Origin of the sequence: Acrocarpospora macrocephala (assembly GCF_009687865.1) — a bacterium.
Classification (GTDB): domain Bacteria; phylum Actinomycetota; class Actinomycetes; order Streptosporangiales; family Streptosporangiaceae; genus Acrocarpospora; species Acrocarpospora macrocephala.
In genome coordinates, this window is the sequence record NZ_BLAE01000013.1 from 135,955 (window position 1) to 147,758 (window position 11,804).

13 protein-coding genes are annotated in these 11,804 nt (G+C 63.7%); 7 read left to right on the top strand and 6 right to left on the bottom strand.

Features of this window, described 5'->3' with window-relative positions:
* Window positions 1–51: 51 nt before the first annotated feature.
* Window positions 52–1,083 carry a zinc-binding dehydrogenase gene (locus Amac_RS13190; RefSeq protein ID WP_155354637.1) on the bottom strand — a complete coding sequence of 344 codons (1,032 nt, stop codon included), beginning with the start codon at window positions 1,081–1,083 and terminating at the stop codon, window positions 52–54.
* A 100-nt stretch (window positions 1,084–1,183) separates the two neighbouring features.
* Between Amac_RS13190 and Amac_RS13195 the strand changes: the two genes are divergently transcribed.
* Together Amac_RS13195 and Amac_RS13200 are read left to right on the top strand one after the other, a co-directional pair.
* On the top strand, window positions 1,184–2,050 hold the full coding sequence (locus Amac_RS13195) for a helix-turn-helix transcriptional regulator (RefSeq protein ID WP_155354638.1): 867 nt from the start codon (window positions 1,184–1,186) through the stop codon (window positions 2,048–2,050).
* 129 nt (window positions 2,051–2,179) lie between these two features.
* Entirely contained in the window at window positions 2,180–2,635 is a 456-nt protein-coding gene (locus tag Amac_RS13200; protein ID WP_155354639.1) for a VOC family protein, read from the top strand.
* 54 nt (window positions 2,636–2,689) lie between these two features.
* On the opposite strand, the gene Amac_RS13205 is transcribed toward Amac_RS13200, so the two are convergent.
* Window positions 2,690–3,562 carry an alpha/beta fold hydrolase gene (locus Amac_RS13205; RefSeq protein ID WP_155354640.1) on the bottom strand — a complete coding sequence of 291 codons (873 nt, stop codon included), beginning with the start codon at window positions 3,560–3,562 and terminating at the stop codon, window positions 2,690–2,692.
* Between the two features lie 95 nt (window positions 3,563–3,657).
* On the opposite strand from Amac_RS13205, the gene Amac_RS13210 reads away from it, so the two are divergent.
* Window positions 3,658–3,849, top strand: a complete 192-nt coding sequence (locus tag Amac_RS13210; RefSeq protein ID WP_155354641.1) for a hypothetical protein — start codon at window positions 3,658–3,660, stop codon at window positions 3,847–3,849.
* A gap of 35 nt (window positions 3,850–3,884) precedes the next feature.
* Here the strand turns inward: Amac_RS13210 and Amac_RS13215 are convergent, their stop codons facing one another.
* Both Amac_RS13215 and Amac_RS13220 read right to left on the bottom strand, forming a co-directional pair.
* The gene (locus Amac_RS13215) at window positions 3,885–4,937 is read right to left on the bottom strand and encodes a protein kinase family protein (RefSeq protein WP_155354642.1); all 1,053 of its coding nucleotides are present in this window, start codon (window positions 4,935–4,937) and stop codon (window positions 3,885–3,887) included.
* Complete coding sequence (locus Amac_RS13220; RefSeq protein WP_246268297.1) at window positions 4,934–5,893, bottom strand: epimerase; 960 nt, start codon at window positions 5,891–5,893, stop codon at window positions 4,934–4,936. Before Amac_RS13220 ends, Amac_RS13215 begins: the two co-directional genes overlap by 4 nt.
* Before the next feature lie 136 nt (window positions 5,894–6,029).
* On the opposite strand from Amac_RS13220, the gene Amac_RS13225 reads away from it, so the two are divergent.
* Window positions 6,030–6,611 carry a putative glycolipid-binding domain-containing protein gene (locus Amac_RS13225; protein WP_155354643.1) on the top strand — a complete coding sequence of 194 codons (582 nt, stop codon included), beginning with the start codon at window positions 6,030–6,032 and terminating at the stop codon, window positions 6,609–6,611.
* 83 nt (window positions 6,612–6,694) lie between these two features.
* A complete protein-coding gene (locus Amac_RS13230) occupies window positions 6,695–7,108 on the top strand; it encodes an NUDIX hydrolase (protein WP_155354644.1) in 414 nt (137 codons plus the stop codon).
* Window positions 7,109–7,244: 136 nt separating this feature from the next.
* Here the strand turns inward: Amac_RS13230 and Amac_RS13235 are convergent, their stop codons facing one another.
* The gene (locus Amac_RS13235) at window positions 7,245–7,808 is read right to left on the bottom strand and encodes a hypothetical protein (RefSeq protein WP_155354645.1); all 564 of its coding nucleotides are present in this window, start codon (window positions 7,806–7,808) and stop codon (window positions 7,245–7,247) included.
* A 195-nt stretch (window positions 7,809–8,003) separates the two neighbouring features.
* A complete protein-coding gene (locus Amac_RS13240) occupies window positions 8,004–9,230 on the bottom strand; it encodes a Fic family protein (RefSeq protein WP_155354646.1) in 1,227 nt (408 codons plus the stop codon).
* A 115-nt stretch (window positions 9,231–9,345) separates the two neighbouring features.
* Here Amac_RS13240 and Amac_RS13245 point away from each other — a divergent pair, with 115 nt between their 5' ends.
* A complete protein-coding gene (locus tag Amac_RS13245) occupies window positions 9,346–10,611 on the top strand; it encodes a PIN domain-containing protein (RefSeq protein ID WP_155354647.1) in 1,266 nt (421 codons plus the stop codon).
* A 507-nt stretch (window positions 10,612–11,118) separates the two neighbouring features.
* Window positions 11,119–11,757: a MarR family transcriptional regulator gene (locus Amac_RS13250; protein WP_155354648.1), complete on the top strand. Its 639-nt coding sequence runs from the start codon at window positions 11,119–11,121 to the stop codon at window positions 11,755–11,757.
* The last annotated feature ends 47 nt before the right edge of the window (window positions 11,758–11,804 follow it).

Consider the following 11,804-nt stretch of genomic DNA (forward strand, 5'->3'; position numbering starts at 1 on the left):
GGCGACAGATAGGCGGCCGGGACGCGGAAACCGGCGAGCCATGCGGTCATGTCACGGGTTGAGCAGGACCTTGAGCGCTTCTCGCCGCGCCATGGCCTGATACGCGTCCGCCACCTTGGCGAGTTCGATCGTCCGGTCGAAGACCCGGCCGGGCTGGATCGTTCCGTCCAGCACGTCCCGCAGGAGGGTGTCGATGTAGGGCCGGACCGGTGTCGGGCCGCCGGCCACGCGAATGTTCTTTACCCACGTGGGAAAGGCGGGAATGCCGGCGTAGTGCGGGACGCCGACTCGGCTGACCGCTCCGCCCGGCCGCGCGATCTCGACCGCCGTAGCCGTGGCCGCCTCGGTGCCGACGCATTCGAGCACGGAGTGCGCGCCCGTGCCGCCGGTGAGCAGGCGGACCTGCTCGACGGCTTCCTCACCGTCGACGGAAACCACGTCGGTGGCGCCGAACTCGCGGGCCAGGTTCGTGCGATCGTCGTGGTGTCCGAGCACGATGATCTGTTCCGCGCCGAGTCGGCGAGCTGCGATCACACCGCAGAGGCCGACCGCTCCGTCTCCGACGACCGCGACCTTGCCTCCCCGCTTGACCTCGGCGCCGATGGCGGCGTGGTGGCCGGTGGCCATGACGTCGGACAGCGTCAGCAGGGACGGGACGATCGCGTCGTCCGGCGCGGCGTCGACACGCACGAGGTTCGCGTCCGCGTGCGGTACGCGGATTGCCTCGGCCTGCGCTCCGGGGAACCCCATCCGGCCGAAGAAACCGACGTGCCGGCAGGCGCTGGTCAGTCCCTCGCAGCAGAACGAGCAGCTGCCGTCGGCGGTGAACATCGGCATGATCACCAGGTCGCCGGTCTTGACCGTGGCAACGTCCTTTCCGGCGTCTTCGACGATGCCGACCGCTTCGTGTCCCATCGCCTGTCCCTGCTCGCTGGGCTCCATGTCGGCGAAGGTCCACAGATCGCTTCCGCAGACACAGGTGCGCACGACGCGAATGAGCGCGTCGGTGGGCTGCTCGATGACGGGGTCGGGTGCGTCGACGAGCCGGACGTCGCCGGCTCCGTACATGTAGGTGGCTCGCATGGCTGCACGAAATCACTGCGGCGACAGGCTAGCTGCACCCAGTGAGGCCTACCTTCGTAGGGTGCGGCTCGCCGTGCGGGGATCCGTACCATGGGGAGTCATGGACGCAAGAGGTGAGATCCGGGAGTTCTTGACGTCCAGACGGGCGCGGCTGAGGACCGACGACGTCGGTCTGGTGAGCTACGGGCACCGTCGAGTGCCTGGGCTGCGCCGGGAGGAGGTTGCCGTCCTCGCGGGTATCAGCGCCCCTTACTACGCCCGGCTGGAACGGGGTGATCTGACCGCGGCGTCCGACGCTGTTCTGGACGCGGTTGCTCGCGCGCTTCGTCTGAACCCGGCAGAACGCGCTCACCTGGCCGATCTGGCCCGCGCCACGCGCAGACCAGCAGCCGCTGCCGGTTCGGTCGACCCGGTTCGGGACACCCGTGTCCGCCCGGTTCTGCGGCAGCTGATCGACGCGTTCGAGGGGGCCGCAGCGTTCGTCAGCAATGAACGGATAGACGTGCTGGCCGCCAACCGGACCGGAGCGGCGCTCTGCTCGCCGCTGTTCGAGTACGGCGGGCCGCGACCGAATCTAGCCCGATTCGTGTTCCTCACCCCAGCGGGCCGAGAGTTCTTCGTGGACTGGGACACTGCCGCGTCGGACGTCGTCGCCTCGCTGCGCTCGTCCGCCGGCCGCAATCCACACGACGAGTATCTGACCGGCCTGATCGGAGAGCTGACAGCTCGCAGTGACGCGTTCTCCTCCAGGTGGGCCGCGCACGACGTCAAGTCGGCGCCGTCCGGAGTGAAGGTCATCCGGCATCCACTGGTGGGACTGCTCGAACTGCACTACGAACAGCTGGGGCTGCCGTCGGACCCGAGGCAGGCCATCTTCACGTTCAGCGCGCCGCGTGGATCCCACGCTTACGAGTCGCTCGGGTTCCTCGCGAGCTGGATCAGCAGCAACTCGACACGCACCGAATGAACATCCATTCCACGTCGTTCGGCATACCTTTCGTCATGCAATAAGAAGCGGACGCTCCCTGACCTCTACTGCTGCCACTCTTCATTCGTCGCCCGGACCGTCCGGACGACATCGAACGAGGAGTGAAGCGTGTCAGTGAACACGGTCGCCCACCTGAACTTCCACGGCGAAGCCCGGGAGGCGCTGGAGTTCTACCAGTCGGTATTCGGCGGTGAGATCAACATCGTCACCTACGGCGACTTCGGCATGCCGAAGGAACTGCCTGACGCCGGGAAGGTCGTCTTCGGCCAAGTCGTCGGCGCCAACGGATTCCGGGTGATGGCCTACGATGTCCCCGGTCAGGACGCTTCGACCGGCCCGGCACCCACGACCCGGCGGGAGAAAGGAATGACTGTCACCACCGAGAAGTTCTTCCTCTCCGTCCGCGGCGAGACCATCGAGGAAGTCGGCGCCATCTGGGACAAGCTCTCGGCCGCCGCCACCGTCATCGAGGCTTTCGGTCCCGCCCAGTGGGCCCCCGCGTTCGGGATGCTCACCGACCGCTTCGGCATCACCTGGATCCTCGACGTAGCGGCGGCGTACTGAGGCACCTCGCGGATCGCTGGGCCGCCAGCACCAAGCACGCCGGCGGGTATTCACTCAAGCACCGAGATTAACTTGATCGAGAAAGGCCCTGATCAGTTCGGTGACCTCGTCGAGTGCGCTCTCCAGCAGGAAGTGACCGCCTTCGAGGAGGTGAATCTGAGCGTCGGGTAGATCGTCGGCGAAGGCGCGGGCGCCCGCTGGTCCGAAGATCTCGTCGCCCTTGCCCCACACGGCGAGCAGGGGCGTCTGGTGGGCGCGCAGGTATTCGTGCAGGCGGGGATAGAGCGGGAGGTTGGTGGCGTAGTCCAGGAACAGGGCCAGCTGGACGCGGTCGTTACCGGGGCGGGAGATCAGCGCGTAGTCGTGGTGCCAGGTGTCGGGGCTGACGAGCGTCTCGTCCGGCACCCCCGTGACGTACTGCCATTTGATCGCCTCGAGGGTGAATGCCTGCCGAACGGCCTTCTCGGTTTCCGGATTCTGATCGCGATGGTACGCCCAGACGGTCTCCCAGAAGTTCTGGACGAACCCCGCCTCATAAGCGTTGCCGTTCTGGGTGATGATCGCCGTAATCGCGTCGGGCTGGTTCAAGGCGAGCCGCCAGCCGATCGGAGCGCCGTAATCCTGGACGTAGACGGAGTAGCGCGAGACTTCAAGTTGGTTCAGCAGAGCCGCCGTCATGTCGGCCAGCGCATCGAAGGTGTAGTCGAACTCTTCGACCGGCGGCGCGTCAGACAGCCCGAACCCCAGATGGTCAGGGGCGATGACGCGGTAGCGGTTCCCCAGCGCCGGAATGAGGTGCCGAAACATAAACGAACTGGTCGGAAAGCCGTGCAACAGCACAAGCACCGGCGCATCCAGCGGTCCTGCTTCCCGGTAGAACACCTTGCGTCCATGCACGATGGCATAACGGTGATGGACATTCGCCATGACTACCCCCTGATTGATCCAACCAAGCAAGCCCGTAACCGACCAAGCGAACGGGACGAGTTGGACACATTCATAGGGGTCACAAGAGCAGAGCTTTGCAGGAATTACTCCTGCGGCATTCCAGCACCTCGCCCGTCCCGTCCTGCTGGCGGCGGCGGATCGCCTCAGCGGTCAGCACCTGCCGAACACGCGCCCACGGCCCGGGCGGGATCCGCGCGCAGTCGCTCAGCACCACGTCACAATCGGCACTGCACGCGCACCACCAGCTGCGCGAGCTGGGTTTGTGAGGAACAGCGACCAGCCAGGGGCCGCCGAGCTCGTCTCAGGAGATTTGCCTGGCGTGCTTGATGTCGGCGGCTGGAAACGGCGTCCGCTTGGTCTCCTTGATCAGGCGGCGATGGAACTCGTACAAGACGATGGCCGCTGGGGCGTGCCGGTCGATGATCGCGGCAGTCGCGGGCGGGACATCATCGGGCCGTCGTCCCGCGATCCATTCCCGCAGGAACGCCTGGTGGTAGATGTCGCCGCGCAGGTCGTCGAGCAGATGATGATGCAGCAAATGGCCCACGGTATAGCAGTGGTCGTAGTCGAGATGCTCGGACAGGAACTCGGCCTCGGCTGCGGTGAGCTCGAAGCCGGAGCTCAGGGCAAGCCCGAAGTCCGCGAAGTAGAGCCGCTGGCCGTCGGTCAAGATGTTGGCGAAATGGGCGTCGAAGTGGACGAGCCCGCGAGAGCTCATGAAGGCGGTTCCGCGTACCAGAGCTTCCTCCGCCCAGAGGTGCGGCGAGTCTCCTGCCTTCCGCGAGTCGGCCAGCCATGCGCCGAGAGTCTGCGGCACATGTTCCAAGAAGAGCACCAGGCTGGACGATGAGCGGCCGACGGACTCCAGGCGTTCACGGACGGCTGGCGAGCCCTCCCAGTGCGCGACCGCCCCATCGATGCCGCCGAATTCGTCGACGAACCCCTCGGGTGGGGAATCGGGGAGAACCCGCCAGTGGTACATCAGCGGAAAACCCTCGTACTCTCGCCCAAGGACCCAATTGGTAGTCATGATGTGTACGGCCAGCTCACGCCAGCCCCCAAACCCAGCCGAGCCCACCCCATACTGGTAGAACAGCGGCAGCCCAAACAGATTCGCCGTCGAGCGCACGTTCTGCGGCCGCAGCTCGAGGTCGGTCAGCGGGACCCGTTTGACGAAGACCCGCCTCCCGCCGATGTCCATCTCCGCCGACCTGCCGCCGATTCCGGGCTCGAGCGCCACGGCTGCCCGCATGGCTTGGCCGAGTCGGCGGTCGCTCAGCAACGACAGCTGGGTGGAGACCTCCGCGTAGGCAGCCAGGCGCGCGGCGTACGTACCGCTGGACCCGCGCTTCATGCGCCCGCACGACTGCGGGCCACCAGGTCACGAGCGGCGTCGGGCCATTCGGGGACGTCGAACGTGAAGCCCGCGCCGAGCAGCCGCCCCGGCACGACCCGCCGGCTCTTCAGCAGGAGTTCGGTGTCGCCACGCAACACGAACGCGCCGAGCTCGGCCATCCATTTCGTGGCGGGCAGCCCAACCGGTACGCCCGCCGCACTGCGAAGAACCGCCATGAACGCCCGGTACGGAAGCGGGCTGGGCGAGGCCAGATTGACAGGCCCCACGAACTCGTCGCGGGCCAGGAGAAACTCGATCGCCCGAACGAAGTCGCGGTCGTGGATCCAGGACATGTACTGCCGGCCACCGGCAACGGGCCCGCCGAGGCCCAATCGGGCCATGCGCCACAGCGTGTGAAACGCGCCACCCCGGCCGGGCGCCATCACGATGCTCGTGCGAAGCGCCACCTTACGCGTGTCGGGAGTCTGTGCCTCGAACTGCGCACGCTCCCACTTCCGCGCGATGTCGACGCTGAAGGCCCAATATGCCGGTACGCCGTCCTCAACACCGCCGATGACCCCAGTCGCCTCGTCGTTGGCCCGGTCGTGGCTGTGCGCGTAGATCGTGGCCGTACTCATCTGCAGCCACACCCTCGGAGGCGCGGACGCCCGGGCGATCGCGGCACCCACGATGGAAGCGGAGTCCACCCGCGAGGCCATCATCTCCCGCAGGTTGGCCTCGGTGTACCGGCAGTTCACGCTGCGCCCGGCCAGATTGACCACAGCGTCGGCGCCGTCGACCTCGGCCATCCACTCCCCCGCGGTCCGCCCATCCCATGGCACCGTACGCGCACCGGGCACTCGTGTGTCCGTACGCCGACTGAGGATGACCACCTCATGCCCCGCGCTCCCGAGGGCACCGGCAAGCAGGAGCCCCAAATGTCCGGAGCCACCTGGTATGACGACCTTCACCATGCCCGCTTTCGGTCGAGTTGCGCGCGCCAGCACCGCCACCCTCACACGCGGCGAAATCTTCGCATACTCCATCTGCGGCCTCCGTGTCCGGGCCGCCGCTGGAAGAGGACCGAGCGCGTAGATGGGACCATGAACTATGTCCTTCGCATTACCGCCAGACACGGCAGCCTGGCTGCACCAAGAGGCCCGGGCTGGATTTGAGGTGGCGTACTTCGAGGCGCTTAACAATGGTTGGCGGGCCCAGGGGTGGACCACCGCAGTGGAGGAAGGCGAAACCTGGGTCGTGCGGTACGACATTCGCCTTGACGAGGCTTGGACTACTCGCCGCGCGGAGGTATGGGGGCGATCGGTGTCCGGGGAGCGGTCGACCGTTGTCGAGGCGGACGGCGCGGGGCACTGGCTGGTCGACGGACAGGCCGCACCGCACCTGGACGGCTGCCTTGATGTGGATCTGGAGTCGTCAGCCATGACCAATGCATTTCCAGTCCACCGGATGGCACTGCCGGTGGGCGCCAAGGCTGAGGCTCCCGCCGCGTACGTCCGTGCGGTCGGGCTCGACGTGGAGCGGTTGGAGCAGAGCTACGAACGACTCGCCAACGAGGACACCCGCCAGCGCTACGACTACGCCGCCCCCGTCTTCAACTTCGCCTGCCACCTGGTCTACGACGAGTCGGGACTCGTCCTCGACTACCCAGGAATCGCCACCCGCGCCCAATGACTCACCGCAGCAACCACCCGAGCTAGTCCAGCCCAGCAGCCAAATGCCCGGGCACAGCCATCAACGGATAGAGGTAACCGCCGATGAGTCATCGCACACATAGGTTTCCTGTATCAGTAAAGGGCGTAATTGTCCGCGATGGCCAGGTACTGCTCCTGCGGAATGAACGCGACGAATGGGAGTTACCCGGAGGCCAACTGGAGCTCGGCGAAGACCCGCCGGACTGCCTCGTGCGTGAAATCCGCGAAGAGACCGGCTGGGAGGCACAGATCGGGCCGATCTTGGACTCCTGGCAGTACCACATCCGCGAAGGCGCCGACGTCTTGATCGTGACCTATGGCGCCACGGTCGATACCGACCAGCCGCCCGTGCTCAGCCATGAGCACAAGCAGGTGGGCCTGTTCAGCGAACACGAAGTGAAGGACCTACCGATGCCGCAAGGCTACAAACGATCGATCGCCGACTGGTTCTCCAAGCTGCGCGAACCAGCGAGGTAGCCCAACAGCGCGACCTCGCTCGATGACGAATGGCACGCCTCCCGGTTTGTGCCCAGCGTGCCACGTCATCAGCGGCGCCCTCCTGCCGAGCGTTACCAATGCCGACCCGCCGCTCTGTCACGATTCTGATCTGCTGTCACGCAATCAGGTCGGCAAGCAAGCCCCTGACTCGCTCTTGCCGATAGGAAGGAATCACATCGTCTCGATCTCGTCGAGCGATGAGCACTGCGTCAAAGAATCGCGCTACCCGGGCGACTTCCGCAGCCGCATGGTCGACGTTGCCCAGCTTCCGCTCTTCAAGCCACCGCGACACCTGAGACCAGGACCACAGGCTTCCCCGCCTACGCTCGATCACTGGCCGGGGGAATCCTCCACCGCCCCGGGCACCGGACGTCCAGTTGGAGACAGCCGCCGCGCTGACTCCAGACCGTTCGGCAATACTGTCGACGTCCACGATGTCCTCTGTCACTCCCACTACTTCCAGACCGGCTTGTTCGACCTGCTCAATCGCGGAAACGATCGCGATGACCGCATCTTCGGCCTCACGGGAAAACTCGATCTCACCTCCACGCTCATCACCGGCTACAAGCACGTCTACACCACCGCTCTTCTCCAGCAGGCCGTAGAGCTTGTCGGAGATGCTGACGAGTTGCTCCTCGGGGAAGCCGGTGGTCTTGATGGTGAACCAGTAGGTGTTCATGGGGCTTCCTCCTCTCCGGCGGGCGGAGTGATAGCTGGGCACTGGCGGATGGCCGCCAGTTCTGCAATCTCCTAAATGATCATGCCCAACACAGAGAATCAGGACAGATGGGATGATTGGGAACATTTGGGATCACAACTTACAACGATAGAGCCACTCCTCTTGAGACTTCTTTGTTGCTTCATAGTTTCGTTGTCAGTTCCGAACTCCTGTCAACGACTCGGTGGACTGCGTTGATAGTTCCGATGCTTCTCTCTCCCGGTAGCCCTCGGCAGGCTCGTCGCTGATGACTGCGTAGACCTGCGGCGCAAGCCAGAAAACGGACCCTCCTCGGCCTTGGCGAACCTCTAGCTTCGATAGCCAGCCGCGACCTTCAAGATGCCTGATGAGGTTTAGCGCGCCTTGATTAGTGACGCCCAGACTGCTTCGGACTAGTCGAGTGGTCAAAATCGGATTATCGAATACCAGTTCTATTGCTTCGCTGGCCCTGCTCCGATTCCCAGCGAGTTCTGATCGGTACTGCTCCCGTAGCGTGAGAAGCGAATCTGCTCGTTGCATGGCGTCATCGGCTTGAGCCGACACGGCAGTAAGGAAGAACTGTAGCCACTCTTGGATCCTCCCCTTCTCGCGAACGGCTTGCAGCCGGTCGTAGTACTCCACGCGATGGCGTTCGAAGTATGCGCTCAGGTACAGGAGCGGTACAGGGAGTCGCTCCTCTTGGATGAGGAAGAGGAGAACCAGTAGCCGACCGATCCGGCCATTGCCATCTAGCAATGGATGGATGGTCAGGAACTGGTAGTGGAGTAGAGCGCAGCGAACCAGTGTAGGGAGCCGTGGAGGACGAAGGAGGAACGCCTCGAAGTCGGCCAGTGAGTCGTGCATCGCCTGCCCGATGGGCGGCACGAAAACAGCGTTGTCTGGCCGATCTGTTGGAGAGCCTATCCATACCGGTTGATCTCGGAGACGGCCACCGGATGCCGTCCGGGTCGAGCCGTGCATCAACATGGCGTGAAGCTGCAGCAAGAGCTCCAGATCGAGCCTGCGACTTCGGACCTCGCGGACGCCGTGTTCCGCGGCCCTCAGGTGAGCATGCAGATCTCGAAGATCGCCGTACGCTGGTTCGGCTCCGGCCGCTTCTGCTTGGAACACATCCGTCAGTCGGGCTTGTGTGCCCTCAATCCGGGCACTCGCCAAGGCCTCACGCACGGCGTACGGCCTAAGGAGTAGGTCGGGTTCCCGGAGGCGTCGAGCGACACCATTCAAGCGGCCCAGAGCGGCCTCGGCGTCGGACAACGCCATGATCGTCTCGTTCTCCAAGGGGAGGCTCTGCGGCATGGGCGCAGGCTGGAACCAAGAGAATCCCAACTCGCCACCTGCCGCACACGTCCCGAAGTCTGATCTTTCAAAGCGCGACGTGTCCATGCCTCGAAGATACAACGAAACCCGGGATTTGGTTGGTACTATCTAGCCTGGGGAGACGCTGTGTTGAGTAAAGCTACTGAGTGGACGATGTGTTCGGTCGGATTGGGTGGGAGCTATGAGTGCCGTGGTTCCTTTGGGTGGCCTGATCCCTGCTGTTGCGATCATTGATTCTCGCAACCTAGCAGGTCAGGCAGAAGAGGTGCTTGGTGCGAGGCGCTACCCGGGAGTCTCGGGCGTACGGCAGGCGCTCGAACTCTACGGTTTCGCAGTGGGCAAGGTTATTGCCGCGGTGGGAACGCGCGCGTCGGGGTCCAGCTCGAGGCTGAGCACCGCCCTCACGTTGAACCAAGACTTCGCGGCTCGATTTCGCAATGAGGGTGGAGAGATCCTTGAGGGATACCTGCGGGACAGTTACAACAAGATGGAGGAGAAGCAGGTAGACGTCCTGTGTGCGCGAGCCATCGCTGATGAGGCCTATGCGTCACGCCATGAAGCTTCCCCCTCCAAAGCGATCGTGCTCATCAGCAAGGACTCAGACCTGACGCCGATGTTTTCGTTTGCTAAGCGGCTCGGCGTGCCAGTGTACGCAGCGGCCACCTCGGGTGTGGACAGGAGGGGAGACATCGACTGGATCCTTCTGGGCGAAGCGGCCATGAGGATCATGACCGCCGCTCGGGGGTCGTGGGGTCATGATGTGCGGGATCAGGTTTCAGCCCTCGCGTTCCTGCAGTGGGGCAAGCCCTACCGGTGGTCTGTAACCGGAGTCGTGCGACGAAAGGGGCAGGATGTCGTCAAGCTGAGGCATCGTACCGGCATTTACGGGAGCGCTCTGATCCAGGAGTTCGGAGGAATCAAGCCTGCGAAGGCCACCAAGCACGATCTCTATCCGATTGGTGTCGACTTGGGCGAGCGTGGCCGGGAATTTCCGTTGGTCATGCTCAGCAAGTCAGGTGTTGGTGGTTGTGCCTCCAATCTTCAGGAGGCTGTGGTCGCTGAAAGGGTTAGTCCTACCCAAGTAACCCTTCGGCTGAACGATGGAGACAAGCTGTTCAGGGTGGAGGCGACCATTGACAACATGCACCTGAACAGGCGTGTTCTTGTGCAGCGGGAGGGCTCCGACACTGTTCGCTGGGTTGGAGGGCTTGAGCCGTGCGCTACATACCCGACCGAGGGCGACCCCACCATGCCGACGATTGTGGAGATTGCATCTCTTACTGGCACCCCGCTAGCGATAGCGCGCCGTGCCGATGGAACCACCATGCCAATTCGGCTGCCTCGGGGTGAGGTCGGCAAGGTCGGGTCAAGATACGTCGGGATTGCTGCCGGGTTGGATCAGAGGCTGGGCAGCCATCTGATTGCGATCTCCAGCAGCCTCTGCTAGCGCTAAGGGCGGCCTACAGGCCGCCCTTAGCTTTTCTCATTCACCGGCCCCTATGTCCGGCACAGCGTGTATTGCGTCCGAGGACGCACAAGCAGTATCAGTTGCTGGGTGCCTTCGAGTCAAGTTGATGTTCGTCACACACAAGCCGCCTACCTGCAGAAACATGGATAAATCATTCCACAATGATGGCAGGGGACGGCTTCCTTTACATGTCGATCTCGTCTCCTACTCACTGAGCGTGACATCACATGACTCTGCCCATCGGAAGATTAGGAGACGGACCGATGTGGTGAGTCTTCCCTGACCGTGATGCCACAGGTGATGACGCCCCGATGGCACCCAGTCCAAGGACGGCGTCCGCTGGGACCTCGCGACCCGGCTGCAGGTCGAGGGACGAAATTCCCTCTGGCCGCCCGACTTACAGGTCACCTGATCGAACGCGGATTCTCGGGTCCCACAAGATGCCAAGCTCTGGTGGCCAAGGAGGAGCGTGGATATCGTCTGGGCGTGAGCAGCACGTGGGCGGAACGCATCGTAGAAGCCTTACGCATCTCCAGTCACCCCCTCGACGATGACACACTCGCCCGGCGTCTCGGTGCTTCCCAACGTCAAACGATCAACCAGGTCTGCCGTCAGTTGGCAGCACGAGGGAAGATCACCCGGGTGACCGGCCCGGACGGAAAGATCGTAAACATGCTAATCGCTGCGAACTCGTCGGCGAAGGGCGTGAGCGACCCGGGGACAGCTTCTTCTAAGAACTCAAGCGGTGATCGCCTGCTGACCGAAGACATGGTGAAGGCGGCCGTGAAGTCCCACCTGGAAGGTCTCGGCTACAGCGTTACCGTTGCCTGGGGCCGCGCACATGGGATAGACATCGAGGCCCATCGCGCTGACGATCATCTCTATCTTGAGGCCAAAGGCGAAGCCGCCAGTCCTCCACAGCAGGTCAATTACTTCATCGGAGCACTCGGTGAACTCGTCCAACGCCTTCGGGACCCCTACGCCCAATACGGACTCGCCCTTCCTGATCATCCACAGTATCGGGGGTTGGCACAGCGCCTACCGGCCCTTGCCCGCGAGCGCCTGAATTTGGTGATCATGTTTGTGGATCGACACGACGGGTCGACGGTGACGACCCTACCCTGACGGGCCGCCTCAGCATGATCAGCGCTTCTGTGGTGAAGGGTACGTCC

Coding starts and splice junctions, on each gene's coding strand:
- Amac_RS13190 (WP_155354637.1), bottom strand. CDS start 1,083: ATGCGAGCCACCTACATGTACGGAGCCGGCGACGTCCGGCTCGTCGAC.
- Amac_RS13195 (WP_155354638.1), top strand. CDS start 1,184: ATGGACGCAAGAGGTGAGATCCGGGAGTTCTTGACGTCCAGACGGGCG.
- Amac_RS13205 (WP_155354640.1), bottom strand. CDS start 3,562: ATGGCGAATGTCCATCACCGTTATGCCATCGTGCATGGACGCAAGGTG.
- Amac_RS13215 (WP_155354642.1), bottom strand. CDS start 4,937: ATGAAGCGCGGGTCCAGCGGTACGTACGCCGCGCGCCTGGCTGCCTAC.
- Amac_RS13220 (WP_246268297.1), bottom strand. CDS start 5,893: ATGGTGAAGGTCGTCATACCAGGTGGCTCCGGACATTTGGGGCTCCTG.
- Amac_RS13225 (WP_155354643.1), top strand. CDS start 6,030: ATGTCCTTCGCATTACCGCCAGACACGGCAGCCTGGCTGCACCAAGAG.
- Amac_RS13230 (WP_155354644.1), top strand. CDS start 6,695: ATGAGTCATCGCACACATAGGTTTCCTGTATCAGTAAAGGGCGTAATT.
- Amac_RS13235 (WP_155354645.1), bottom strand. CDS start 7,808: ATGAACACCTACTGGTTCACCATCAAGACCACCGGCTTCCCCGAGGAG.
- Amac_RS13240 (WP_155354646.1), bottom strand. CDS start 9,230: ATGGACACGTCGCGCTTTGAAAGATCAGACTTCGGGACGTGTGCGGCA.
- Amac_RS13245 (WP_155354647.1), top strand. CDS start 9,346: ATGAGTGCCGTGGTTCCTTTGGGTGGCCTGATCCCTGCTGTTGCGATC.